The 23937-nt window shown below is 59.5% G+C and carries 25 protein-coding genes; 8 read left to right on the top strand and 17 right to left on the bottom strand.

Translation table 11 applies throughout. From position 1 onward, the window contains the following. Positions 1–136 precede the first annotated feature (136 nt). The 3 genes from ACSBQV_RS05310 to ACSBQV_RS05320 form a co-directional block, all read right to left on the bottom strand. Complete coding sequence (locus ACSBQV_RS05310; protein WP_099785877.1) at positions 137–727, bottom strand: Slp family lipoprotein; 591 nt, start codon at positions 725–727, stop codon at positions 137–139. A 101-nt stretch (positions 728–828) separates the two neighbouring features. Then, positions 829–1530 carry a tRNA (adenosine(37)-N6)-threonylcarbamoyltransferase complex dimerization subunit type 1 TsaB gene (gene tsaB, locus ACSBQV_RS05315; protein ID WP_033643345.1) on the bottom strand — a complete coding sequence of 234 codons (702 nt, stop codon included), beginning with the start codon at positions 1528–1530 and terminating at the stop codon, positions 829–831. 79 nt (positions 1531–1609) lie between these two features. Continuing rightward, positions 1610–3526, bottom strand: coding sequence for an ATP-dependent DNA helicase (locus ACSBQV_RS05320; RefSeq protein WP_004932318.1), 1917 nt, complete (start codon positions 3524–3526; stop codon positions 1610–1612). Between the two features lie 133 nt (positions 3527–3659). Here ACSBQV_RS05320 and ACSBQV_RS05325 point away from each other — a divergent pair, with 133 nt between their 5' ends. Then, a complete protein-coding gene (locus ACSBQV_RS05325; protein WP_004932322.1) occupies positions 3660–4004 on the top strand; it encodes a RidA family protein in 345 nt (114 codons plus the stop codon). 61 nt (positions 4005–4065) lie between these two features. On the opposite strand, the gene mdtI is transcribed toward ACSBQV_RS05325, so the two are convergent. From mdtI to zwf, 4 genes are all read right to left on the bottom strand, one after another. Next, on the bottom strand, positions 4066–4395 hold the full coding sequence (gene mdtI / locus ACSBQV_RS05330; protein WP_016927446.1) for a multidrug/spermidine efflux SMR transporter subunit MdtI: 330 nt from the start codon (positions 4393–4395) through the stop codon (positions 4066–4068). Beyond that, positions 4382–4750 (bottom strand): multidrug/spermidine efflux SMR transporter subunit MdtJ, encoded by a 369-nt coding sequence (gene mdtJ, locus ACSBQV_RS05335; RefSeq protein WP_004932327.1) that lies wholly within the window; start codon positions 4748–4750, stop codon positions 4382–4384. The genes mdtI and mdtJ overlap by 14 nt, the downstream gene beginning before the upstream one ends. Before the next feature lie 552 nt (positions 4751–5302). Further along, a complete protein-coding gene (locus tag ACSBQV_RS05340; protein WP_046896732.1) occupies positions 5303–5944 on the bottom strand; it encodes a bifunctional 4-hydroxy-2-oxoglutarate aldolase/2-dehydro-3-deoxy-phosphogluconate aldolase in 642 nt (213 codons plus the stop codon). A gap of 154 nt (positions 5945–6098) precedes the next feature. Continuing rightward, on the bottom strand, positions 6099–7574 hold the full coding sequence (zwf, locus tag ACSBQV_RS05345; protein ID WP_033643346.1) for a glucose-6-phosphate dehydrogenase: 1476 nt from the start codon (positions 7572–7574) through the stop codon (positions 6099–6101). Positions 7575–8021: 447 nt separating this feature from the next. Between zwf and ACSBQV_RS05350 the strand changes: the two genes are divergently transcribed. From ACSBQV_RS05350 to ACSBQV_RS05360, 3 genes are all read left to right on the top strand, one after another. Next, positions 8022–8894, top strand: coding sequence for a MurR/RpiR family transcriptional regulator (locus ACSBQV_RS05350; protein WP_033643347.1), 873 nt, complete (start codon positions 8022–8024; stop codon positions 8892–8894). A gap of 190 nt (positions 8895–9084) precedes the next feature. Further along, positions 9085–10527 (top strand): pyruvate kinase, encoded by a 1443-nt coding sequence (gene pyk / locus ACSBQV_RS05355; protein WP_019452801.1) that lies wholly within the window; start codon positions 9085–9087, stop codon positions 10525–10527. Between the two features lie 84 nt (positions 10528–10611). Further along, positions 10612–11493: a leucine-rich repeat domain-containing protein gene (locus ACSBQV_RS05360; RefSeq protein WP_099785879.1), complete on the top strand. Its 882-nt coding sequence runs from the start codon at positions 10612–10614 to the stop codon at positions 11491–11493. Positions 11494–11542: 49 nt separating this feature from the next. Here the strand turns inward: ACSBQV_RS05360 and lpxM are convergent, their stop codons facing one another. From lpxM to znuA, 3 genes are all read right to left on the bottom strand, one after another. Beyond that, the gene (gene lpxM / locus ACSBQV_RS05365; protein WP_099786187.1) at positions 11543–12511 is read right to left on the bottom strand and encodes a lauroyl-Kdo(2)-lipid IV(A) myristoyltransferase; all 969 of its coding nucleotides are present in this window, start codon (positions 12509–12511) and stop codon (positions 11543–11545) included. A 150-nt stretch (positions 12512–12661) separates the two neighbouring features. Then, positions 12662–13984, bottom strand: a complete 1323-nt coding sequence (mepM, locus tag ACSBQV_RS05370; RefSeq protein ID WP_033643350.1) for a murein DD-endopeptidase MepM — start codon at positions 13982–13984, stop codon at positions 12662–12664. Between the two features lie 20 nt (positions 13985–14004). Then, entirely contained in the window at positions 14005–14949 is a 945-nt protein-coding gene (gene znuA / locus ACSBQV_RS05375) for a zinc ABC transporter substrate-binding protein ZnuA (RefSeq protein ID WP_033644289.1), read from the bottom strand. A 78-nt stretch (positions 14950–15027) separates the two neighbouring features. On the opposite strand from znuA, the gene znuC reads away from it, so the two are divergent. Continuing rightward, positions 15028–15786 carry a zinc ABC transporter ATP-binding protein ZnuC gene (znuC, locus tag ACSBQV_RS05380; RefSeq protein ID WP_004932357.1) on the top strand — a complete coding sequence of 253 codons (759 nt, stop codon included), beginning with the start codon at positions 15028–15030 and terminating at the stop codon, positions 15784–15786. Then, positions 15783–16568 (top strand): zinc ABC transporter permease subunit ZnuB, encoded by a 786-nt coding sequence (znuB, locus tag ACSBQV_RS05385; RefSeq protein ID WP_099785881.1) that lies wholly within the window; start codon positions 15783–15785, stop codon positions 16566–16568. The genes znuC and znuB overlap by 4 nt, the downstream gene beginning before the upstream one ends. A 61-nt stretch (positions 16569–16629) precedes the next feature. On the opposite strand, the gene ruvB is transcribed toward znuB, so the two are convergent. The 7 genes from ruvB to ACSBQV_RS05420 form a co-directional block, all read right to left on the bottom strand. Continuing rightward, on the bottom strand, positions 16630–17634 hold the full coding sequence (ruvB, locus tag ACSBQV_RS05390; RefSeq protein ID WP_033643352.1) for a Holliday junction branch migration DNA helicase RuvB: 1005 nt from the start codon (positions 17632–17634) through the stop codon (positions 16630–16632). 19 nt (positions 17635–17653) lie between these two features. Continuing rightward, positions 17654–18265, bottom strand: coding sequence for a Holliday junction branch migration protein RuvA (gene ruvA, locus ACSBQV_RS05395; protein ID WP_033643353.1), 612 nt, complete (start codon positions 18263–18265; stop codon positions 17654–17656). A 112-nt stretch (positions 18266–18377) separates the two neighbouring features. Then, on the bottom strand, positions 18378–18899 hold the full coding sequence (gene ruvC / locus ACSBQV_RS05400) for a crossover junction endodeoxyribonuclease RuvC (RefSeq protein ID WP_004932367.1): 522 nt from the start codon (positions 18897–18899) through the stop codon (positions 18378–18380). Positions 18900–18956: 57 nt separating this feature from the next. Then, positions 18957–19700: a YebC/PmpR family DNA-binding transcriptional regulator gene (locus ACSBQV_RS05405; protein ID WP_004932370.1), complete on the bottom strand. Its 744-nt coding sequence runs from the start codon at positions 19698–19700 to the stop codon at positions 18957–18959. A 19-nt stretch (positions 19701–19719) separates the two neighbouring features. Further along, positions 19720–20166, bottom strand: a complete 447-nt coding sequence (gene nudB, locus ACSBQV_RS05410; RefSeq protein ID WP_004932373.1) for a dihydroneopterin triphosphate diphosphatase — start codon at positions 20164–20166, stop codon at positions 19720–19722. Continuing rightward, positions 20166–21950: an aspartate--tRNA ligase gene (aspS, locus tag ACSBQV_RS05415; RefSeq protein ID WP_033643354.1), complete on the bottom strand. Its 1785-nt coding sequence runs from the start codon at positions 21948–21950 to the stop codon at positions 20166–20168. The genes nudB and aspS overlap by 1 nt, the downstream gene beginning before the upstream one ends. A gap of 74 nt (positions 21951–22024) precedes the next feature. Beyond that, the gene (locus ACSBQV_RS05420) at positions 22025–22255 is read right to left on the bottom strand and encodes an FmdB family zinc ribbon protein (protein ID WP_320204121.1); all 231 of its coding nucleotides are present in this window, start codon (positions 22253–22255) and stop codon (positions 22025–22027) included. Positions 22256–22470: 215 nt separating this feature from the next. On the opposite strand from ACSBQV_RS05420, the gene ACSBQV_RS05425 reads away from it, so the two are divergent. Then, the gene (locus tag ACSBQV_RS05425) at positions 22471–23049 is read left to right on the top strand and encodes a hydrolase (RefSeq protein ID WP_033643355.1); all 579 of its coding nucleotides are present in this window, start codon (positions 22471–22473) and stop codon (positions 23047–23049) included. 52 nt (positions 23050–23101) lie between these two features. Then, positions 23102–23917 carry a DUF72 domain-containing protein gene (locus ACSBQV_RS05430; protein ID WP_099786188.1) on the top strand — a complete coding sequence of 272 codons (816 nt, stop codon included), beginning with the start codon at positions 23102–23104 and terminating at the stop codon, positions 23915–23917. Positions 23918–23937 lie beyond the last annotated feature (20 nt).

Raw genomic sequence — 23937 nt, forward strand, 5'->3', positions numbered from 1 at the left:
AACTCAGCAGACCAGTTCGGGTTTTAAACATTACTCAGGTTGCGATGTACGTCACTAATTGTCGGATATTCCTTATCCCAAAAAACAAAAGGGCGGCCTGAGCCGCCCTGTCAAATTTGTTCACATCAAGCGTATGTTACTCGGTTACGATGGTTTGCACCTGTGCCGGGCCGGGGTTGTACCAGCCATAGCCTGCGCCCCAGCCGGGTCCCCACGGGCCACCGCGCCAGCCCCAAGGGCCCATCGGCGCAGGCGGCATCACCACCTGCTGTATCAGATGCCAGCGCTTGAAACCGGTCACGTTCATCGTTACGAAGCGATATGGCGTCATGCCGATCCGCCCCTCTTTCAGGCCGGTGATAGGGCCGACGACGGTCACCAGTTGGCCTTTGAAATCAACCGGTTCGAGGAAGCCGTTCACCGTGGCCAGCAAGCGGCCGTTCGACGGTTCACCCAGTATCGGCCGCGCACCGCTGTCGAGCGGCACCGCCGCGATCTCCAGCAGCGTGCGCCCTTGTTCGTTGGCGACGTTCACCACGGTGCCGCCGAAGCGGGCTTCCGCGCCGGTAAACAGGTTCGGTGCATTTTGTACCGAGGAAAGCTGAGTCACCGGCGAAGGACTGGAGCCTTTGATCGCATCCGGTACGGTGACGCACCCGGTCAGAACCAGCGCGCCGCAGGCGACGGCCAGCAGCGACAGCTTTTTACTTGCAGTGCGGATTAACATGGTCGCAATCTCCTGAAATGCCTGTAACTTTGACCGCGTTTCAGCGCTCAAGTTGCAGGCCTTCATCGCCCGGCATCAACATCAGCACAATAACGCCGCGATTACTCGCGGCCCGGCAGTTTTTTCCAGGTCACTTCATTGCGCAGGTAGGTCGGCTCGGCGTTTTCCACCGCCACCGCCAGCCCCTGTTGCCAGGCGTGCAGCGCCAGCGGCAGCATGTCTTCCGCCTGCGGCAACAGCATCTGGCCGTCGCGCACGCTCAGCGTGGAACCGTTGACCAGATCGGGGTAGGTTTGCCAGCCGGTGCCGACGTGGGCCCATTCGCCCTGCAGGCGCTGTGCACGCTCGAGCGCCTGCGCCGGCGACAGCACCGCCTCGCCTTCGCTTTCCAACCAGCGGCCGTCGGCCTGACGTTCGAACTGCCCCCAGTAGACCTCGCCCATACGCGCATCGATCGCCGCCAGCACACGCTCCGCGCCGCTGACGCGCCAGGCGCCCTGCGCCATGGTTTGCAGCGTAGAAACGCCAATCATCGGCAGATCGGCGCCCAGCGCCAGGCCCTGAGCGATGCCGATGCCGATGCGCACCCCGGTAAAACTGCCGGGGCCGCGGCCGAAGGCCAGCGCATCGAGCTGGTTGAGCGCCAGGCCGGATTCCGCCAGCACCTGCTGCACCATAGGTAAAATACGTTGCGTATGCTCGCGTGGGCACAGCTCAAACAGGGCGTGGATTTCGCCTTGATTCCAGACGGCGACGGAACAGGCTTCCGTCGCGGTATCGATCGCTAAAATTCGCGTGGACATGCCAACCTCTGGCGGGAATAAAACTGGGTTTTTCATACAGGGCGCGCATTGTAGCACAGCCCCGTAAGCCCTTCATCTTTCACGTGGCCGACGTATCAGCGGCCTGCAAGAAGGCGATCGCCTGCTTCAGATCGCGGGTACGCGGCGTAGGCGGCAGGCTATTGAGGAACACCTCGCCATAAGGGCGCATCACCAGACGGTTATCGCAGATCACCAGCACGCCGCGATCGTCGGTATCGCGGATCAAACGGCCCACCCCCTGTTTCAGGGTGATGACCGCATCCGGCAACTGCACGTCATTGAACGGATCGCCGCCGCGCAGGCGACAATCTTCAATGCGCGCCTTCAGCAGCGGATCGTCCGGTGAGGTAAACGGCAGCTTATCGATGATCACGCACGACAGCGCATCGCCACGCACGTCCACCCCTTCCCAGAAGCTGCTGGTCGCCACCAACAGCGCGTTACCGGCGGCGACGAACTGTGCCAACAGCTGCCCTTTGCTGGTTTCCCCTTGCAATAAGACCGGCAGCGTCATCGTAGCGCGGAACTCTTCCGCCAGCTCGCGCATCATCTGGTGCGATGTGCACAAGAAGAAGCAGCGGCCGTTGTTGGCTTCGATTAATGGGCGCAGCATACGCGCCAGCTGGCGCGCCCCGCCGGGCTGATTCGGCGAAGGCAAAAAGCGCGGCACGCACAGCAACGCCTGTTTGGCATAGTCGAACGGGCTCGGCAACAGCAGCGTTTTGGCCTTGGTCAGCCCCAGCCGTTCGGTGAAGTGACCCAACTGATCGTTAACCGACAGCGTGGCCGAGGTAAAGATCCAGCTGCCCGGCTTCTCGTCCAGCATTTCGCGGAAACGATCGGCCACCGTCAGCGGCGTCAGCGCCAACACGAAGTGGCGCGAATTGCACTCATACCAATAGCTGTAGCCCGGTTCCGTCACCGCCTTGAGGCGTTTGAGACGCGCGCGGTACAGCGTGGCGCGCTCAAAGGCGGCGTCCAGCAACGCCGAACGCCCCAGCGACAGTTTCATGACGTCATAACACAGCTCCAGCGCGTCATCGAGCAGCAACAAAGCGCGCTGCACGTTCGGTTCGCCGAGCACATCCCGCAGGTTGCCGCGAAAACCCGGCTCCCCCAGATTCAGACGGAAATCTTGCGTGCTCAGGCTGAGACGGTCGGCGCTTTTTTGCAGTTGGGCGGCATCGCGCACCTCGGTGCGGTAGGCGATGGTGATGTCCTTCGCCAGATCCAGCAGTTGGCGGCTGGTGAGCTGCTGGCCGAAATACTGGCTGGCGATGTCGGGAATTTGGTGCGCCTCATCGAAAATCATCACCTCGGCTTCCGGGATCAGCTCGGCGAAGCCGCCCTCTTTCACCACCATATCCGCCAGGAACAGGTGATGGTTCACCACCACCACATCCGCATCCATCGCGCGGCGGCGCGCTTTGACCACGAAGCAATCCTGATACAGCGGGCAGTCGCTGCCGAGACAGTTGTCATTGGTGCTGGTCACCAATGGCCAGACGAAGCTGTCTTCCGCCACTTCGCTGCAGGTGCTGATATCACCCTCTTTGGTCTGCGACGACCACTTGCGCAGTTGCACCAGATCGATCAACGTCTGCCCCGCCAGCTCCCCGCCGGCCATCGACTGTTGCTCAAGACGCTCCAGACACAGGTAGTTGGAGCGCCCCTTCAGCAGCGCCAGCTTGCCTTTGTACTTCAGCGCCTTGGCGACGGTGGGCAGATCGCGCGCATACAGCTGATCCTGCAGCGCTTTCGAACCGGTGGAGATGATCACTTTGCGATCGGCACGCAGCGCCGGCGCCAGATAAGCGAAGGTTTTGCCGGTGCCGGTGCCGGCTTCCACCACCAGTTCCTGCTTGAAATTGATCGCTTCGGTAACGGCTTGCGCCATCTGCCGCTGCGGCTCACGCGGTTTGAATCCCTTGATAGCCTGCGCCAATGCGCCGTCTGTTGCAAAATCGTCTGTCACGCTGTCTCTCTGCCGGTGTCATTCAGCGGTGATTATGCCAAGCCTGCCGCCCGGCTACCACCCACTTTATCGCCGCGCTTTTTCATCACCGGCTGTGCTACCCTTAGCGGGACTATGATATGGAGATAAGCAAATGAATATCGAAAGAATTGATCCCGATCAGCGCTGGTCCGAAGCCGTGGTGCACAACGAGACCGTTTACTACACCAGCGTGCCTGAGAATCTGGACGATGACGCGACCGCGCAGACCGCCAACGCTCTTGCCGCCATCGACGTGCTGCTGGAACGCGTAGGGTCGGACAAAAGCCGTATTCTGGATGCCACCATCTTCCTGGCCAATACCGCCGACTTCGCCGCGATGAACGCCGCCTGGGACGCCTGGGTCGTCGCCGGCAGCGCGCCGGTGCGCTGCACCGTGCAGGCCCAGTTGATGAATCCGAAGTACAAGGTGGAAATCAAAATCATCGCCGCGCTGTAAGCCACGCGCAGACGAAAAAAAACCGCAGACGGCAACGCCTGCGGTTTTTTATTGCCCGCTATCAGGACAGTTTGAGGATCACCATCCCCGTCAACAGCAGCGCCAGGCCAATCCAGCCTTTGGCGTTCAACCGCTGGCCGAACATGATCCAGCCTGCGGCGATGGTGGCGGCGATACCGAAACCGCCCCACAACGCGTAAGCGATTGACAGATCGATGCCCTTTACCGCTTGCGCCAGGGCGCTGAACGCACCGAGTACCGACAGCAGCGACAGCAATCCCAGCCAAATTTTACGGAAACCGTCCGACATCTTCAGGAAGATGTTGGCGATGATTTCCAGCACGATGGCCAATCCCAGGAACCCAATGTGGTACAACTCAAACTGTTGCATGGTTGTCACCTCGCGGGCTGACCTGTTTTCGCTCTTTGCGGGTACCGGATTTCACCAGCATGATACCGGCGATCAGCGTAGCCAGACCCAGTACCTTCAGCGCCGAAATGGGCTCGTCGAACCACAGCACGCTGAACAGGGTAATGAACAGAATGCCGATACCTTCCCACAGCGCATAAGCCACGCCCAACGCCACGCGTTTTACCGCTACTGACAGCAACACATAAGACGCGGTGATCATCACGTACATCACGATATGCCCAATCATGCCGCCATTGACGCTGGCGTATTTCATCGACAAGGTGCCGATGATTTCGGTCATGATGGCCAAACCTAAAAAGATCCAATAAATCATAATTTTTCTCCCAAACGGCGAATAACGCGCGCCAAGGCATATTTATCCCGATTTATCTCGTCGAACGGCCGCAGTACGGCCCGCAAGACGCAGAGATCCCTGGGGATAAACTGACCCAAACGCAAAAAGAATGTTTGCCCGGCTGAACGGTAGAGCGAAGGCGTAAGCCCGCTACCAGCACCGGTTAAGGGAGAAAGACGCTATAGCTCGCTGCACCAGTGATGCTCACTGGCAAGGATCGCAGACAGGAAGAGTTGGCACGTAGAGGTTCTGAGGGTAGTTCCGTTAATAGTCATCATAATAGTTCTCTATTATCAGCCGCACACCGTGCGATTTGCCCAATATCCTCATAAAAGTAAAATTTTCAACTGAGATATTTTTACCACAGCCAAAATAAGAAAGCAAACTGCCGTTTTCATAAAAAAGCAGAAAAAAACGGGTTAAAAATAAGAAAGTTAATCGCAATAAAAATTAAAAAAGGCCCAACGGAGCGTTGAGCCTTGCGATATCCGCGGGTGAGCAAATAAGCGCCAACCCCAGGCCTAGTGCGGGTTACAACGCGGCGCCGCTGACGGCGCTGCGCGCCAGTTCAGTGATGCGCGCGTAGTCGCCGCTTTCGAGCGCATCGGCCGGCACCAGCCAGGAGCCGCCGATGCACAGCACGCTTTTTAGCGCCAGATAATCGCGGTAATTGTTCGGCGTAATGCCGCCGGTCGGGCAAAAGCGCACCTGCGGGAACGGGCCGCCGATCGCCTGCAGCGCCTTCACGCCGCCGTTGGCTTCCGCCGGGAAGAATTTGAATTCGCGCAGGCCGTAATCCATGCCCAGCATCAGTTCAGATACGGTGCTGATGCCCGGGATCAACGGAATTGACCCCGCCGTCGCCGCCTGCAGCAAAGCGTCGGTCAGCCCCGGGCTGATGGCGAACTGCGCCCCGGCCTCGGTCACCTCCCGCAGCTGCTGTGGATTGATCACCGTACCGGCGCCGATGATCGCCTCCGGCACCTCTTTGGCGATAGCGCGGATAGCCTCCAGCGCACAGGCGGTGCGCAGCGTCACCTCCAGTACCCGCACGCCGCCGGCAACCAACGCTTTCGCCAGCGGCACCGCCTGTTCCAGCGTGTTGATCACGATAACAGGCACCACCGGCCCCGCCGTCAGGATCTGTTCAGCGCTGGTTTTCCAGTTTTTCATCATTCTTTCTCCATTACTCGCGGTTAACAATGGCACGCCCCTGCCACAGGGCTCCGCGCAAACGCGCGAACGTCCGGCCGTACCGTAAGTGATGTGGCCCACGCGCAGATCGCAGGCAAAAAAAAGCCGGCAGACGGGCTGCCGGCATTGCGCATTACTCGAACTCGTTCCAGGAACGGCCGTCGCGGGTGATCATCGCCACCGAGGCCACCGGCCCCCAGGTGCCCGCCTGATAAGGCTTAGGCGCTTCGTTGTCGGCTTTCCACGCGTCCATGATGGAGTCGACCCACTTCCAGGCCTCTTCCACTTCGTCACGGCGCACGAACAGCGCCTGAATGCCCCGCATGGTCTCCAGCAGCAGGCGCTCGTAGGCGTCCGCCACGTGCTCCTGGTTGAAGGTTTCCGAGAAACTCAGATCCAGCTTGGTAGTCTGCAGGCGGTGCTTGTGATCCAGCCCCGGCACCTTGTTCAACACCTGAATTTCGATGCCTTCGTCCGGTTGCAAACGAATGGTCAGCTTGTTTTGCGGCAGCTGCTGATAAGAGTCGCTGAACAGGTTAAGCGGCGGATTCTTGAAGTACACCACCACTTCCGAGCATTTGGTCGGCAGACGTTTACCGGTACGCAGATAGAACGGCACCCCGGCCCATTGCCAGTTGTCGATGTCCACGCGGATGGAAACGAAGGTCTCGGTGCTGCTGCTCTTGTTCGCCCCTTCTTCTTCCAGATACCCCGGCACTTTCTTGCCCTGAACGAAACCGGCGGTGTACTGACCGCGCACGGTGGTTTCCCGTACATTGGTCTGATCGATGCGGCGCAGCGAACGCAGCACCTTCACCTTCTCGTCGCGGATGCGGTCGGTGGTCAGATCCGCCGGCGGCGACATGGCGATCATGGTCAGGATCTGCAGCAGGTGGTTCTGGATCATGTCGCGCATTTGGCCGGCCTGATCGAAGTAGCCCCAGCGCCCTTCGATGCCCACCTCTTCCGCCACGGTGATCTGCACCGAATCGATGGTGCGGTTGTCCCAGTTGGACGCGAACAGCGAGTTGGCGAAACGCAGCGCCAACAGGTTCAACACCGTCTCTTTGCCGAGGTAGTGGTCGATGCGGTAGACCTGGGACTCGTTGAAGAACTCCGCCACCTGATCGTTGATCACGCGGGAGGACGCCAGATCGGTGCCCAACGGTTTCTCCATCACCACGCGCGCCGGCTCATGGTTCAGCTTGGCTTCGCCCAACCCTTTGCAGATGGCGCCGAAGGTGCTTGGCGGCATGGCGAAGTAGTTGATGGTGGTGCGGTGCTTCTGATCCAGCATTTTACCGAGTTTGGTAAAGTTCTTGCTGTCGTTGACGTCCAGATTGCAGAAGTCCAGGCGCGCGCTCAGCGTGGCCCAGAGTTCGTCATCCAGCTTTTCCTTCATGAAGGTGCCAAGCGCTTCCTTGACCACTTCGGTATAGGCTTTTTTATCCCACTCCGCGCGGCCGACGCCGATGATCCGCGTATCCGGGTGGATGTGTCCGGCTTTCTCTAACTGGTACAGGGAAGGCAGCAGCTTACGGCGCGCCAAATCACCTTTCGCGCCGAAAATAACCAGGTCACACGCCTGGGCTGTAGAGGTTACCGCCATGTTCATCTCCTCGTTGCAGGATATTTGTAATTTTCTTACATTACTAATGTACTCTGTTTGACTACGGCCAGCAAACCCGGCGCAGAAGCAGAAAAAAGACGTTAAGATCTCAGTGGTAACGCCACTGCGCGCCGGCGCCCTCACAGGCGGGCAAAACTGTAATTTTTCGTCTTTTTTGACGCTCTGTTACCATTATGAAAGTTAGACACAGGTCATATTCTGGTGAAAAAAGCCTGCATACGCCCTGTCGAGACTGCCAACGGTTACCAGCACGTAGTATATTTTCACTAAACCGGCATTGATTTCTCCTTTGTTTGCAATCGACATACCCTATCGATTTCAGGTTACAGCCGCTCGTTTGGCGTCTGCTTGCACGGCGAACACGGGCGAAATTCGGCGCTGTTGCTTGAAAGCCACAGGGATAAAACCATGAGTGACTCTCGTTATATGAATACGCTGGACAAAATCCAGAGCCATCTGGAGCTCCTGAGCAAATCTGAAAGGAAAGTCGCCGAGGTGATCCTGGCCTCCCCGCAGACCGCCATTCACTCCAGCATCGCCACGCTGGCGCGCATGGCCGACGTCAGCGAACCCACCGTCAACCGTTTTTGCCGTCGCCTTGATACCAAAGGCTTTCCCGACTTCAAACTGCATCTCGCCCAAAGCCTGGCTAACGGCACGCCCTACGTGAACCGCAACGTCGAGGAAGATGACAGCGTCGATTCCTACACCAGCAAGATCTTCGAATCGGTGATGGCCAGCCTGGATACAGTAAAGGCAAATTTGGATATTGCCGCAATCAATCGTGCGGTTGACCTGCTCACCCAGGCAAAAAAGATCTCTTTCTTCGGTCTGGGCGCCTCCGCCGCCGTGGCCCACGACGCGATGAACAAATTTTTCCGCTTCAATATTCCGGTGGTCTACTTCGATGACATCGTCATGCAGCGCATGAGCTGCATGAACTCCGGCGAGGGCGACGTGGTGGTGTTGATCTCTCACACCGGCCGCACCAAGAACCTGGTGGAAATGGCCCACCTGGCGCGAGAAAACGACGCCACGGTACTGGCTATCACCTCGCGCGACACCCCGCTCGCCCAGGCGGCGACCCTCGCGTTGCTGCTCGACGTGCCTGAAGACACCGACGTTTACATGCCGATGGTGTCGCGGATCGCGCAATTAACGCTCATTGACGTGCTCGCCACCGGATTTACCTTGCGCAGAGGGGCTAAATTCAGAGATAACTTGAAGCGGGTCAAAGAAGCGCTCAAAGAATCGCGCTTTGATAAAGGCGTAGTCATTCCCAACAGTTTTGACTCGTAACCCGACGAAGAAAAAAGTCGCCGTTCAACAGACATTTGAATGGCGACATCAGAGGCTGTACCCTGTTAATACGCTCATGCGGGTAACCCGGGTGAAATATCAGTGTTGTAAAATTACATTTCACGCCTGGTTTCGTTATCCGACGTTATCGCAACACCAATATTTGCTTCACCAGTCAACGGAGTAATACATGTCCAGACGGCTCAGAAGAACCAAAATCGTTACCACCCTGGGTCCGGCTACAGACCGCGACAATAATCTGGAAAAGATCATTGCCGCCGGCGCCAACGTAGTTCGGCTTAACTTCTCCCACGGCAGCCCGGAAGATCACCAGGCTCGCGCAGACAAAGTTCGCGAAATTGCTGCCAAACTGGGACGTCACGTCGCTATCCTCGGCGATCTGCAAGGGCCGAAAATCCGCGTTTCCACCTTCAAGGAAGGCAAAATCTTCCTCAACGTGGGCGATAAATTCCTGCTGGACGCCAACCTGTCAAAAGGCGAAGGCGATAAAGAAAAAGTCGGTATCGACTATAAAGGCCTGCCTGCCGACGTCGTGCCGGGCGACGTCTTGCTGCTCGACGACGGCCGCGTTCAGCTGAAAGTGCTCGAAGTTCAGGGCATGAAAGTATTTACCGAAGTCACCGTTGGCGGCCCGTTGTCCAATAACAAGGGCATCAACAAACTCGGCGGCGGCCTGTCGGCCGAAGCGCTGACCGAAAAAGACAAGGCGGACATCGTCACCGCCGCCAAGATCGGCGTCGACTACCTGGCGGTCTCCTTCCCGCGCACCGGTGAAGATCTGAACTATGCTCGCCGCCTGGCGCGCGACGCAGGCTGCAACGCCAAGATCGTGTCCAAGGTCGAGCGCGCCGAAGCGGTCTGCAGCGACGAAGCGATGGACGACATCATTCTGGCCTCCGACGTGGTGATGGTCGCCCGTGGCGATCTGGGCGTCGAAATCGGCGATCCGGAGCTGGTCGGGATCCAGAAGAAACTGATCCGCCGCGCCCGTACTCTGAACCGCGCGGTGATCACCGCGACTCAGATGATGGAATCGATGATCACCAACCCGATGCCGACCCGCGCCGAAGTCATGGACGTGGCCAACGCCGTGCTGGACGGCACCGACGCCGTCATGCTGTCGGCGGAAACCGCTGCCGGCCAATACCCGGCGGAAACCGTGGCGGCGATGGCGCGCGTTTGTCTGGGCGCCGAGAAGATCCCGAGCATCAACGTTTCCAAACACCGTCTGGACGTGCAGTTCGACAATATCGAAGAGGCGATCGCCATGTCTTCGATGTATGCGGCCAACCACCTGAAAGGCGTCACCGCGCTGATCGCCATGACCGAGTCCGGCCGCACCGCGCTGATGATGTCACGCATCAGCTCCGGCCTGCCGATCTTCGCCATGTCGCGGCATGAGCACACGCTTAACCTGACCGCGCTGTATCGCGGCGTGACGCCGGTGTATTTCGACAGCCATAAAGACGGCGTCATCGCCGCCAACGAAGCCGTCAATCGCCTGCGCGACAAAGGCTTCCTGGTCTCCGGCGATCTGGTGATCGTCACTCAGGGCGACGTGATGGAAACCGTCGGCACCACCAATACCAGCCGTATCCTGCGCGTCGAGTAATTCACGCCGCAGACGAAATGCCGGCCGGCCCACCTAGGCCGGCATTTTTTTTGCTCTTACACTGCCATTACGACGGAGAACGCCATGCTCCACCAGCACAATTCCGCCTCGGCCTGTGATGAGCTCGAGCTCGATGGACGCGGCCTGACGCAGCTCGACGAATCGCTGTTTGCCGGCCACGCGCTGCGCAAGGTCAGCCTGTACGACAATCGGCTGACGGTCTTCCCTACTTCCCTATTCCGGCACCAGAACCTGCAGGTGCTGAATATCTCCTGCAATCAGCTCGAGCGTCTGCCGCCGGAGATAGGTCAGTTGCAACAGCTCGAGATGTTCGATTTTGGTCACAACCGCGCGAGCGAACTGCCTGAAACATTGGGGCGACTGCACCGGCTGAAATACCTCTACCTGAGCGATAACGGCTTTAGCGACCTGCCGCGTGCGCTGGCGCAACTGCAGCAGTTGGTTTACCTCAACGCGACCGATAACCAGCTGACCGCCTTGCCGCAGGCAATACCGAGGCTGGCGGCGTTGCAGGAGCTGCGTTTATACAACAATCGCATCCGCAGCCTGCCCGGCGAAATCGGGCAACTGCGCGCGCTGCGCGAGTTGCATATCATGAAAAATGCCCTGACCACGCTGCCGGCGGAAATGGCTCTGCTCGGCGAGCTTGAAGTACTCGATGCGGCCAACAATGCCATCACCGAACTGCCGGCAGCCTTCTGCCGCCTGCCGCGATTGAGCGAGCTGAACCTGCGTTTTAATCAGCTGACGCGCCTGCCGGAAAATATCGGTGAGCTCACGGCGCTGAGAAGTCTGGATCTGCGCGCCAACCGCCTGAGCGATCTGCCGGAAAGCCTCGGTGAACTGAGCCGGCTGCGCAAGCTGGATCTGCGCTGGAATGATTTCACCCACACGCCCAACGTCATTGAGATCCTGCGGGCGCGCGGCTGTATGGTGCACATCTGAAGTGACGCCGGCCAGGGTGTGGCTCGACCGGCGTTAGCGGTAGATAGGATTAACGATACAGATCATCGCGCGAGTAGGGTTCAATCTCCCCTTCCTTGCGCGTCTTCAACAGTTTGAGGATCCAGGTGTACTGCTCCGGGTTCGGGCCCACCAGATTCTCCACCTCTTCGTTCATGCGGCGGGCAATGCGCGGATCGTCCGCTTCGGCCAGATCGTCCATCGGCTCGCGAATATGAATATCCAGCATGCTGGTTTTGCCGTCGTACACCGGGAACAACGGCACGATCGCCGCACGACACACTTTCATCAACCGCCCAACCGCCGGCAACGTCGCCTTATAGGTGGCGAAGAAGTCGACAAACTCACTGTGCTCAGCGCCGTGATCCTGATCGGGCAGATAGTAACCCCAATATCCCTGGCGAACCGAACTGATAAACGGTTTGATGCCGTCATTGCGCGCGTGCATGCGGCCGCCGAATTTACGACGCACGGCATTCCACAGGTAGTCGATCAGCTGATTGCGCTGATTGTGGAACATCGCCGCCATCGGTTGACCGCGCGCGGCCATCAACATCGCCGGCACATCCACCGCCCAGCCATGTGGCACCAGGAAAATCACGTTGCGCCCTTCCGCGCGGATCTTGTCCAACACCTCTTCACCGTGCCAACGCACGCGCTTGAGCACTTTTTCCGGTTTGGTGCAGGCCAGTTCCGCCATCAGCACCATCGACTGCGGCGCACAGGCGAACATCTGGTCGATAATGTGCTCACGCTCGCTTTCCGGCAGTTCCGGCAAGCAATACAGCAGGTTGATGCGGGCACGACGACGCGCCCCTTTCGCCAGCTTGCCGGCCAGTGTGCCGATCGCCCCCAGCACAGGATCGCGCAGGCGCGCAGGCACCAGCGAAACGCCAGCCATCAGGCCGGTTCCCAGCCACACGCCCCAGTAGCGCGGGTATAAAAAGGCTTTTTGAAACTGCGGGATGAACTCTACGTTCGATTTCTTCTCGTTTTGCATGCACATGCTCTTCGCTTAGCAATTCGGCTAATCATAATTGCCATCACCAATTTTGCAATTAACAACCGCGAACCGCCCAGATAAAACAGCATCGGCCCGCAATCAGGCCGATGAAATTAACGGCGCCGGAGCGCCGGAATAAGGGGGACGTTAATCCAGTTGCAGCTGAGGAACCACTTCCTTCACCTGCGCCAGATAATCGCTGCGGTCTTTGCCGCTCAGGCCTTCGGAACGCGGCAGCTTGGCCGTCAGCGGGTTCACCGCCTGTTGACCGGTCCACAGTTCAAAGTGCAGGTGCGGCCCGGTGGAACGGCCGGTGTTGCCGGAGAGCGCTATGCGATCGCCACGCTTCACCTTCTGGCCCGGTTTCACCAGCAGCTTTTTCAGGTGCATGTAGCGCGTGGTGTATTGGCGACCGTGGCGGATCGCCACATAGTTGCCGGCTGCGCCGCTGCGCTTGGCGATCACCACCTCGCCGTCGCCGACCGCCAGCACCGGTGTGCCGACCGGCATGGCAAAATCGACGCCTTTGTGCGGCGCCACGCGGCCGGTCACCGGGTTCACCCGGCGCGGGTTGAAGTTGGAGGAGATGCGGAACTGTTTCATGGTCGGGAAACGCATGAAGCCGCGTGCCAGGCCAGAGCCCTGGCGATCGTAGAACTTGCCGTCCTCGGCGCGGATCGCGTAGTAATCTTTGCCGCCCGTGCGCAGACGCACGCCCAACAGTTGGCTTTGCGATTTCTTGCCGTCGAAATGTTCGCGCGACATCAGCACGGAGAACTGGTCGCCCTTGCGCAGTTTGCGGAAATCGAGCTGCCATTGCAGCGCCTTGATCACCGCATTGATTTCGTTACGGCTCAACCCGGCGTCGCCGGCGCTGCTGACGAAGCTGCCGTTAACGCGGCCGCTGATCACGTTGTTGCGCCATTCGCCCTGCTGCGCCTCTTTCGACTCTTTGAAGCTGTTGCCGACGCGATCGTAGGTGCGGGTTTCTCGACGAGAAACCTCCCAGGTCAACTGCTGCAGATCGCCCGCTTCGTTCACGGTCCACGACAGCTGTTGGCCGATCTTCAGGTTGCGCAGATCGCGGTTTTGCGAAGCCAGCAGCGTGACATCCGACATATCGATGCCGTACTGCGTCAGAATGCTGCCGAGGGTATCGCCGGTGGAAACCACATATTCATGCACGCCATCATCGCCGGCATCCTTCTGGTCCAGCTCATCCTGCGGGATTTCGTCATCGGGGGTGGGTTGGTCGGCATCTATCGGTTCACTGGCTTCGGGGAGCAATGACCGCAACTGGCTGGATTCTAACTCGACGCTCTTGGCGATGGGATTGTGTTCTGGGTGGTAAACAAAAGGCCGCCAAACAGCGACGGCCAATGTGACGACTGTCAGCGACCCCAGCATGACGCGGTGGGGCCGTGGCAGGTTGTTATACGCCAGAGCGATAGTTCGGACTATCTGCTGCACTCGATATTATCCTCATAAGCTTACTTCAGGCAGCTCACGTACTGGCTTGACAACTGTGTCAGGAATTTCCCGTAGCTGTCCTTCCCCAGCGCGATGCCGATGCCCAGCGGGTCCAGCGTTCCGGAACGCACAGTGGTACCCTTGGCGACGGCATTGATTACGGCCGGCCTGAATTGTGGCTCAGCAAAAACGCATACCGCTTTCTGCTCAACCAACTGTGTTCGAATTTGGTGTAGGCGCTGTGCTCCAGGCTGAATTTCGGGATTGACGGTGAAATGGCCCAGCGGACTCAAACCGTAGTGTTTCTCAAAGTAGCCGTAAGCATCATGAAAAACAAAATAACCCTTACCTTGCACAGGCGTAAGCATGTTACCAACATTTTTGTCAGTTTGCGTCAGCAGATTCTCGAACTGGCGCAGGTTTGCGTCTAATTTGTCCTTATTTTGCGGCATAAGTTCCAACAATCTGTCGTGAATCGCGATCGCGGTCACTTTTGCCACCTCCGGCGACAGCCAAACGTGCATATTGTACTCGCCGTGATGATGCCCATGATCGTCATCAGCATGGTTATGCGCCTCGCCTGCATGATCATGATCGTCGTCATCTTCGCCTTTCATCAGCAGCGGCTTCACCGCGGGCAGTTCGCTGATGGCGAGTTTGCGGGTTGCCGAGATAGGCACCAGCGCCTTGGTCAGGAACGCTTCCATGTCCGGTCCGACCCACAGCACCAGGTCGGCAGAACGCAAACGCTGAATATCGGAAGGCCGCAGCGCGAAGTCGTGCGGCGAAGCGCCATCCGGCAGCAGCACCTCGGTCGGCGTCACGCCGTCGGCGATAGCCGAAGCGATAAAGCCCAGCGGACGAATCGTCGTCACCACCGCCGCGGAAGCGCTGCTCAGCGGGCCGGCCATCACGAGTGCGCTGGCCAGCAGCGTGCGCTGCAGCCATTTATTTTTCTGTGCCATCATCAGTAATCCCATCGTTTTCATCAACAAGGCGTGATATTATAACATTCGCTTCGTTCTGCAACCTGTAATCTCGAGATGTCTACACTGATAACGCTAAAAAATATCTCCGTCGCCTTCGGCAGCCGCAAGGTGCTGTCGAATATTTCCCTCAGCCTGCAGCCTGGCCGCATTCTTACCCTGCTGGGCCCGAACGGCGCGGGTAAATCCACGCTGGTGCGCGTAGTGCTGGGATTGGTAAAACCGACCGCCGGCACGCTGGAGCGTGAGCCCGATCTGCGCATCGGCTACGTGCCGCAAAAGCTGCACCTCGACGCTACCCTGCCATTGACCGTCAGCCGCTTTATGCGCCTGAAGCCGGGCGTAAAGAAAGCCGACATTCTGCCGGCGCTCAAACGCGTGCACGCCGCCCACCTGCTCGACCAGCCCATGCAAAAGCTCTCCGGCGGCGAAAACCAGCGCGTGCTGCTGGCGCGAGCGCTGCTGAATAAACCGCAGCTGCTGGTGCTGGACGAACCCACGCAAGGGGTGGACGTCAATGGCCAACTGGCGCTGTACGATCTGATCGATCAGCTGCGCAAGGAGCTGGGGTGCGCCGTGCTGATGGTCTCGCACGATCTGCATCTGGTGATGGCGAAAACCGACGAGGTGTTGTGCCTCAATCAGCACATCTGCTGCTCCGGCGCGCCGGAGGTGGTCTCGATGCATCCCGAATTCATCGCCATGTTCGGCAACCGCGGCGCAGAGCAGCTGGCGGTGTATCGCCACCATCACAACCACCGTCACGACCTGCAGGGAAGAATTGTCTTGAAGAAAACCGGGAGCCGCGAAGCATGATCGAATTGTTACTTCCCGGCTGGCTGGCCGGGGTGTTGTTGGCCGGTGCCGCCGGGCCGCTGGGCTCCTTTGTGGTCTGGCGCCGCATGTCCTACTTCGGCGATACCCTGGCGCACGCCTCGCTGCTCGGCGTCGCCTTCGGTCTGCTGCTCGACATCAATCCTTTCTATGCGGTGATCGCCATTACGCTGCTGCTGGCCCTGGCCTTGGTGTGGCTGGAGCGCCGCCCGCAGCTTTCGGTGGATACCCTGCTCGGCATTCTGGCCCACAGCGCGCTGTCGCTGGGGCTGGTGGTGGTGGCGCTGATGTCCAACGTGCGGGTCGATCTGATGGCCTATCTGTTCGGCGATCTGCTGTCGGTCACGCTGAGCGACATCGTGATGATCGCCGGCGGCGTCGCCGTGGTGCTATTGGTGTTGTGGTGGCAATGGCGCGATCTGCTGTCGATGACCATCAGCCCTGAGCTGGCGCACGTCGACGGCGTCAATCTGGCGCGGGCGCGCACCGTGCTGATGCTGGTCACCGCCTTGACCATCGGTCTGGCGATGAAATTCGTCGGCGCGCTGATCATCACCTCGCTGCTGATCATCCCGGCGGCCACCGCTCGCCGCTTCGCGCGCACGCCGGAGCAGATGGCGGGCATCGCGGTGCTGCTCGGGATGGCGGCGGTTACCGGTGGCCTGACCTTCTCGGCGTTTTACGATACGCCTGCCGGCCCTTCGGTGGTGCTCTGCGCCGCCGTGCTGTTCACGCTGAGCCTGTTTAAAAAACAGCAGGCTTGATTAAAGCCGGGATATGACAAGGGCCGCATCTGCGGCCCTTTCTTATTGGCGGATTAAAAACTTACGCTTCGCGTTCGAGGCCGAAATGCCGGTAGGCGTGCTGCGTCGCCAGACGGCCGCGCGGCGTGCGCTGGATAAAGCCCTGCTGGATCAGGAACGGTTCGATCACGTCTTCGATGGTCTCGCGCTCCTCGCCGATCGCCGCCGCCAGGTTATCCAACCCGACCGGGCCGCCGGTAAACTTGTCGATAATCGCCAACAGCAGTTTGCGATCCATATAGTCGAAGCCTTCGGCATCGACGTTAAGCATATCGAGCGCCTGCGCCGCCACCGCGCCGCTGATCACGCCGTTGGCGCGCACTTCGGCGAAGTCGCGCACCCGGCGCAACAGACGGTTGGCGATACGCGGCGTGCCGCGCGCGCGGCGGGCTACCTCATGGGCGCCCTCGTCGGACAGCTCCAGCCCCAGGCACCCGGCGCTGCGTGAGACGATGTGCTGCAGATCGGCCACCTGATAAAACTCCAGCCGCTGGACAATGCCGAAGCGATCGCGCAGCGGTGAGGTCAGCGAACCGGCGCGGGTGGTTGCACCCACCAAGGTAAACGGCGGCAGATCGAGCTTAATCGAGCGCGCCGCCGGCCCTTCGCCGATCATGATATCCAGCTGATAGTCTTCCATCGCCGGATACAGCACCTCTTCCACCACCGGTGACAGACGGTGAATCTCATCGATGAACAACACGTCATGCGGTTCAAGGTTGGTCAGCATCGCCGCCAGATCGCCCGCCTTCTCCAACACCGGGCCGGAGGTGGTACGCAAATTCACGCCCATTTCGTTGGCCACGATGTTGGCCAGGGTGGTTTTCCCCAGCCCCGGCGGACCGAAGATCAGCAGGTGGTCGAGCGCGTCGCCGCGCTGCTTGGCCGCCTGGATGAAAATCTCCATCTGCTCGCGCACGTGCGGCTGGCCAACGTATTCGGTCAACAGCTTGGGACGAATGGCGCGATCGAGGACTTCTTCCTCGTTGAGCGGTTCGGCGGAGATCAGGCGATCGGCTTCAATCATTATCTACCTCTTAGCGGCCTTACAAAGCAGCGCGCAACGCGTCGCGGATCAGGGTCTCGCAGTCGGCACCCGGTTTGGCAATTTTGCTGACCATGCGGCTGGCTTCCTGCGGCTTATAGCCCAGCGCCACCAATGCCGAGACCGCTTCGGCCTCCGCATCCGCCTCAGGCGCTTTCTCAGCGGCGGACGGCAAGCTGATCTCGCTGCTGTTGAACAGATCGCCGTTGAGCCCTTTGAAGCGGTCTTTCATCTCTACCACCAGGCGTTCGGCGGTTTTCTTGCCCACGCCCGGCAGCTTGACCAGCGCGGTGATCTCTTCACGCTCCACCGCGCTGACGAACTGCTGCGCGGACATGCCCGACAGGATCGCGAGCGCCAGTTTCGGCCCGACGCCGTTGACCTTGATCAGCTCGCGGAACAGCGCGCGCTCTTGCTTATCGTTGAAACCATACAGCAGTTGCGCGTCTTCGCGCACCACGAAGTGGGTAAACACGATGGCCTCTTGCCCCAGTTCCGGCAGCTCGTAAAAGCAGGTCATCGGCATGTGCACTTCATAGCCCACGCCGTTCGCCTCCAATAACACCAGCGGCGGCTGCTTTTCCAGAATATTTCCTCTGAGACGACCTATCATTTACCCTCCTGCAGAATGACCGGGCATGGCGCCCTGCCATGCCGTTGCTGGTAAAGCTTATAACATAAAAAAGGCTGGATGAATATCCAGCCTGAGCAATCATCGCTTCGCGTCAGCGCAAACGCCCGCGCGCCAGGTTAAGCCGCCCTTCGCTCATCCGCAGCACGTTCTGGCTGAGGTGGCAGTGGGTGATGGCGATGGCCAGGGCGTCGGCGGCGTCCGCCTGCGGGTTGGCCGAGAGTTTGAGCAGCGAGCGCACCATGTGCTGCACCTGCGCCTTTTCGGCTGCGCCGGTGCCGACCACGGTTTGTTTGACCTGCCGCGCCGCATACTCGAACACTTCCAGATTCTGATTCACCGCCGCGACGATCGCGACGCCGCGCGCCTGGCCGAGCTTGAGCGCCGAATCCGGGTTCTTGGCCATAAACACCTGTTCGATGGCGAAGAAGTCTGGCTGAAACTGGGTGATGATCTCGCTGACGCCGGCGTAAATCAGCTTCAGCCGCGTCGGCATGTCGTCCACCACCGTGCGGATGCAGCCGCTGGCGATATAGCTCAACTGGCGGCCCTGCTGGCGGATAAGGCCATAGCCGGTGACGCGTGAGCCGGGATCGATACCGAGTATGATCGCCATATCTACATCCACCTTGCATGCACGGCGCCGCCTGATGGCGGCGCCCGTTTTACCGGATTACAGCGTCGCCGCCACTTCGTCGGAGATCTCACCGTTATGGTAAACTTCCTGCACGTCGTCGCAGTCTTCCAACATATCGATCAGGCGCAGCAGCTTAGGCGCCGTTTCCGCGTCCATGTCGGCCTTGGTCGATGGGATCATCGACACTTCCGCCGCTTCGGCTTCGAAGCCCGCCGCGGTCAGCGCGTCTTTCACCGCGCCCAGGCTTTCCCAGGCGGTGAACACGTCGATGGCGCCATCGTCATAGGTCACGATGTCTTCCGCACCGGCTTCCAGCGCCGCTTCCATCACGCTGTCTTCATCCAGGCCCGGTGCGTAAGTGATTACGCCCTTCTTGGTGAACAGGTAGGCAACGGAACCGTCGGTACCCAGGTTGCCGCCGCATTTGGTGAAGGCGTGACGCACTTCCGCCACGGTGCGGTTACGGTTGTCGCTCAGGCATTCGATCATGACGGCGGTGCCGCCAGGGCCGTAGCCTTCGTAGATGATGGTTTCCATGTTGGTATCATCATCGCCGCCCACGCCACGCGCGATCGCCCGGTTCATGGTGTCGCGCGTCATGTTGTTCGACAGCGCCTTGTCCATCGCCGCGCGCAGACGCGGGTTGGAATCCGGATCGCCGCCGCCCAGCTTCGCGGCAGTGACCAGCTCACGAATAATCTTGGTGAAAATTTTACCGCGCTTGGCGTCCTGCGCCGCTTTACGGTGCTTTGTGTTGGCCCACTTACTATGACCTGCCATAAAAAATCTCCGAAAAAAACTACTGGACTGAATTGATCACGAACTCTTCAATCGCCTGCTGATTGCTCCACGACTTGGTCAACTTCACGGCCTCGGCCGCCTCAAGCCATTGGTAAGCGTGATGCTCGGTAATCACCGGATCGCGCTCCTCGGGCAACGCCAGACAGAACCAGTGCTCTTTATTGCGCGTGGTTCCCGGCGCATAGCGATGTCGCAAATGGACAAAGAGTTCAAACTCCACGCAGCGTTGGCAATCGAACAACGGCAGGTGCTCTGCTTCGATATCGATGCCGACTTCTTCCATGACTTCACGCCGCGCGGCATGCGGTGGCGACTCATCCTGCTCCAGACTGCCGGTGACCGACTGCCAGAACTCGGTATCGTCGCGCCGCTGTAACATCAGCACCCGACCACTGGATTTCGCGTAAATCACTACCAGGATAGATTCAGGGCGCTTATAACTCATCACTCGCTCTCTTGTTCCGCACCGGCTTTCTTTACCACGCTGATCGCCAGCTCCTGCAGCGACGCCGGGTTGGCGAAGCTCGGGGCGTCGGTCATCAGACAGGCCGCCGCGGTGGTTTTCGGGAAGGCGATCACGTCGCGGATATTGTCGGTGCCGGTCAGCAGCATCACCAGACGGTCCAGGCCGAAGGCCAGGCCGGCGTGCGGCGGCGTGCCGTACTTCAGCGCGTCCAGCAGGAAGCCGAACTTCTCGCGCTGTTCGTGTTCGTCGATGCCCAGAATGCTGAATACCGTCTGCTGCATTTCGCTGCGGTGAATACGCACCGAACCGCCGCCCACTTCGTAACCGTTGATGACCATGTCATAAGCGTTGGCGATAGCGTTGACCGGCGCTGCTGCCAGCTCTTCCGGGCTCATGTCGCGCGGCGAGGTGAACGGGTGGTGCATCGCCGCCAGGCCGCCCTCTTCGTCTTCTTCGAACATCGGGAAGTCGACCACCCACAGCGGCGCCCAGCTATCGAGTTGGGTCAGCCCCAGATCGCGCCCCAGCTTCAGGCGCAGCGCGCCCATCGCATCGGTGACAATCTTGAAGCTGTCTGCGCCGAAGAACAGGATGTCACCGGTCTGCGCGTCGGTACGCGCCAGGACAGCTTCCAGCACTTCCGCGCTGAGGAATTTGGCGATCGGGCTCTGCACGCCTTCCATGCCGGCGGCGCGGTCGTTGACCTTCAGCCAGGCCAGGCCTTTCGCGCCGTAGATGTTGACGAAAGCGCCGTACTCATCGATCTGCTTGCGGGTCAGCTGTGCGCCGCCCGGTACGCGGATCGCCGCCACGCGGCCTTTGGCGTCGTTGGCCGGGCCGGAGAACACTTTAAACTCGACGTCCTTGACCAGGTCGGCCACGTCCACCAGCTCCAGCGGGTTACGCAGGTCCGGCTTATCGGAACCAAAGCGACGCATCGCTTCGGCGAAGGTCATGACCGGGAAATCGCCCAGATCCACGCCCTTCACGTCCAACCACAGTTCACGCGCCAGTTTCTCCATCACTTCACGCACCTGGTCGGCGGTCATGAAGGAGGTTTCGACGTCGATCTGGGTAAATTCAGGCTGACGGTCCGCACGCAGGTCTTCGTCACGGAAGCATTTGACGATCTGGTAGTAACGATCGAAGCCGGACATCATCAGCAGCTGTTTAAACAGCTGCGGAGACTGCGGCAGCGCGTAGAATTTGCCCTTGTGCACGCGGCTCGGCACCAGGTAATCGCGGGCGCCTTCCGGCGTCGCTTTGGTCAGCATCGGCGTTTCGATGTCGAGGAAGCCGTGGCTGTCCATGAAGCGGCGCACGAAGCTGGTGATTTTGGCGCGGGTCTTCAGACGCTCGGCCATTTCCGGGCGGCGCAGATCCAGGTAGCGGTATTTCAGGCGCGCTTCTTCGCTGTTGACCTGGTTGGAGTCCAGCGGCAGTGGCTCGGAGCGGTTGATGATCTCGAGCGCGTGGGCAAACACTTCCACTTCGCCGGTGGCCATATCTTTATTGATCTGGCTGTCCGGACGCGCACGCACGGTGCCGACGATCTGGATGCAGAACTCATTGCGCAGGTCGTAGGCCTTGTCGAACGCCACTTTCTCGTCCGGATCGAAGAACACCTGCACGATGCCTTCGCGGTCGCGCATATCAATAAAGATCAGGCCGCCGAGATCGCGACGACGATTGACCCAACCACACAGAGTGACTTCCTGGCCCACGTGGGACAGATTCAACTGCCCGCAATATTCAGTACGCATACGCTATCCTTTTACACAGCCGATGCCGCGCCGGGCTACTGCGCCCCTGTCGCGCGGCTGTTATCTGATAAATTCTACTTGTTACCCGGTTTAAAATCCGTCGCATACCAGCCGGTGCCCTTAAGCTGGAAACCGGAAGATGAAATCAACTTGGTCAACGCGGGCTGCCCACACGCCGGGCAGTCTGCCAGCGGCGCATCGGAAAATTTTTGCAATTTCTCTAACCGATGGTTGCAAGCACCACATGCATATTCATAAATCGGCATAGGTCGTTGGATTAAAGAGTGTTGAAAAAAGGGAGTCATTATAAAGGAAATTCATCCGCCCGATAAGTGCGAACACAGCATTGTTACTGCACTAAATGGCGCGTTTTTGTTCGAATCAACACATCGGTTAACAAATTTCCCATTAACCTGCGACAGTTTTTTCACGTAGCCTGATTCTCCCCCGGTTTTGCGCCGAACGCAGCTCGCCCGACGCGCCGAACAGTTTTTATCCACTTCGCAACGAGATGAAATCCATGCTGAAACTTGACGCCCAAACCACCGCTCTGGTGCTGATCGATTTGCAAAACGGCATTCTGCCCTACGCCGGCGGCCCGCACGGCGCCGACCAGGTGGTGGCGAACGCCGCCCTGCTGGCCGCGCGTTTTCGCATGCTGGGCGCGCCGGTGCTGTTGGTGCGCGTCGGTTGGTCAGACTCCTTCGCCGAGGCGCTGAAACAACCGGTGGATAAACCGGCTCCTGCGCCCGCCGGCGGTTTGCCGGCCACCTGGTGGGAGTTCCCCGCACCGCTGGCGGTCTGCGACAGCGATATTCTGATCACCAAGCGCCAATGGGGCGCCTTCTACGGCACCGATCTGGACTTGCAGCTGCGCCGTCGCGGCATCAAATCCGTAGTCTTGGGCGGCATATCCACCAATATCGGCGTGGAATCCACCGCCCGCGCCGCCTGGGAACACGGCTATGAGCTGGTGATCGCCGAAGACGTCTGCAGCGCGCAGAACGCGGAAATGCACCGTTTCGCGTTCGAACACATCTTCCCGCGTTTGGCGCGGGTGCGCGACACCGGCGAAATTCTTGCCGCGCTCGATCGGTAACGTTAAGTTGTAGCCTGATAAGCCAAGCACAAGTAAAGGAAGACGAGCCGTGATCTACATCGGACTGCCACAGTGGCAACATGCAGCCTGGAACCGTATCGGGCTGCGCGACTTGGCGGATTACAGCCGCTACTTCAACTGCGTGGAGGGCAACACCACCTTCTATGCGCTGCCGAAGCTGGAAATCGTGCAGCGCTGGCGCGACATGACCGGCGACGATTTTCGCTTTTGCTTCAAATTCCCGTCGGACATCAGCCATAAGGCCGCCCTGCGCAACTGCGCCGCCGAGCTGCAGGCGTTTTACCACTGCCTGAGCCCGGTGCATCAACGCATCGGGCAATTGTGGCTGCAGTTGCCCGCCGCCTTCGGCCCCGATGAGCTGCCGCGCATGTGGCAGTTCTTCGACAGCCTGCCGCAGGAGTTCACTTACGGCGTCGAAGTGCGTCATCCGGCATTTTTCGCCAAAGGCGAGGAAGAGCGCGCGTTGAATCAGGGGCTGCATCAGCGCGGCATCAATCGGGTGATCCTCGACAGCCGCCCGGTGCATCACGCCGCCCCCAATACCGCCGCCGTGCGCGATGCCCAGCAGAAAAAACCGAAGCTGCCGGTGCACGCGCTGGTCACCGCCGACCAACCGCTGGTGCGCTTTATCGGCGGCGACCAATTGGCCGACAACCTGCGCTGGTTCGAAGCCTGGCAGCAAAAACTGCCGCTGTGGCAGCAACAGCATCAACCGTATCTGTTTATTCATACGCCGGACAACGGCGATTCGCCCCAGCAAGCGCAAAAAATTTGGCAGCAGCTGCGCCGGGCGATCCCCGATTTGCCTGCGCCGCCGGACTGGCCAGAGCAAGATGCACTGTTTTGACCTATTAATCTGACCAATAA

It is taken from the genome of Serratia sp. B501, assembly GCF_051172315.1.
Classification (GTDB): Bacteria; Pseudomonadota; Gammaproteobacteria; order Enterobacterales; family Enterobacteriaceae; genus Serratia; species Serratia ureilytica.

Excerpts from the sequence above, each read along its gene's own strand:
- ACSBQV_RS05310 (WP_099785877.1), bottom strand. The coding sequence starts at position 727 with ATGTTAATCCGCACTGCAAGTAAAAAGCTGTCGCTGCTGGCCGTCGCC.
- znuA (WP_033644289.1), bottom strand. The coding sequence starts at position 14,949 with ATGGCACAGAAAAATAAATGGCTGCAGCGCACGCTGCTGGCCAGCGCA.
- ruvB (WP_033643352.1), bottom strand. The coding sequence starts at position 17,634 with ATGATTGAAGCCGATCGCCTGATCTCCGCCGAACCGCTCAACGAGGAA.
- ACSBQV_RS05340 (WP_046896732.1), bottom strand. The coding sequence starts at position 5,944 with ATGAAAAACTGGAAAACCAGCGCTGAACAGATCCTGACGGCGGGGCCG.
- zwf (WP_033643346.1), bottom strand. The coding sequence starts at position 7,574 with ATGGCGGTAACCTCTACAGCCCAGGCGTGTGACCTGGTTATTTTCGGC.
- aspS (WP_033643354.1), bottom strand. The coding sequence starts at position 21,950 with ATGCGTACTGAATATTGCGGGCAGTTGAATCTGTCCCACGTGGGCCAG.
- lpxM (WP_099786187.1), bottom strand. The coding sequence starts at position 12,511 with ATGCAAAACGAGAAGAAATCGAACGTAGAGTTCATCCCGCAGTTTCAA.
- tsaB (WP_033643345.1), bottom strand. The coding sequence starts at position 1,530 with ATGTCCACGCGAATTTTAGCGATCGATACCGCGACGGAAGCCTGTTCC.
- ACSBQV_RS05405 (WP_004932370.1), bottom strand. The coding sequence starts at position 19,700 with ATGGCAGGTCATAGTAAGTGGGCCAACACAAAGCACCGTAAAGCGGCG.
- pyk (WP_019452801.1), top strand. The coding sequence starts at position 9,085 with ATGTCCAGACGGCTCAGAAGAACCAAAATCGTTACCACCCTGGGTCCG.
- ACSBQV_RS05425 (WP_033643355.1), top strand. The coding sequence starts at position 22,471 with ATGCTGAAACTTGACGCCCAAACCACCGCTCTGGTGCTGATCGATTTG.
- nudB (WP_004932373.1), bottom strand. The coding sequence starts at position 20,166 with ATGAGTTATAAGCGCCCTGAATCTATCCTGGTAGTGATTTACGCGAAA.
- ruvC (WP_004932367.1), bottom strand. The coding sequence starts at position 18,899 with ATGGCGATCATACTCGGTATCGATCCCGGCTCACGCGTCACCGGCTAT.
- ACSBQV_RS05360 (WP_099785879.1), top strand. The coding sequence starts at position 10,612 with ATGCTCCACCAGCACAATTCCGCCTCGGCCTGTGATGAGCTCGAGCTC.
- mdtI (WP_016927446.1), bottom strand. The coding sequence starts at position 4,395 with ATGCAACAGTTTGAGTTGTACCACATTGGGTTCCTGGGATTGGCCATC.
- ACSBQV_RS05350 (WP_033643347.1), top strand. The coding sequence starts at position 8,022 with ATGAATACGCTGGACAAAATCCAGAGCCATCTGGAGCTCCTGAGCAAA.
- znuC (WP_004932357.1), top strand. The coding sequence starts at position 15,028 with ATGTCTACACTGATAACGCTAAAAAATATCTCCGTCGCCTTCGGCAGC.
- mdtJ (WP_004932327.1), bottom strand. The coding sequence starts at position 4,750 with ATGATTTATTGGATCTTTTTAGGTTTGGCCATCATGACCGAAATCATC.
- ACSBQV_RS05325 (WP_004932322.1), top strand. The coding sequence starts at position 3,660 with ATGAATATCGAAAGAATTGATCCCGATCAGCGCTGGTCCGAAGCCGTG.
- znuB (WP_099785881.1), top strand. The coding sequence starts at position 15,783 with ATGATCGAATTGTTACTTCCCGGCTGGCTGGCCGGGGTGTTGTTGGCC.
- ACSBQV_RS05420 (WP_320204121.1), bottom strand. The coding sequence starts at position 22,255 with ATGACTCCCTTTTTTCAACACTCTTTAATCCAACGACCTATGCCGATT.
- ruvA (WP_033643353.1), bottom strand. The coding sequence starts at position 18,265 with ATGATAGGTCGTCTCAGAGGAAATATTCTGGAAAAGCAGCCGCCGCTG.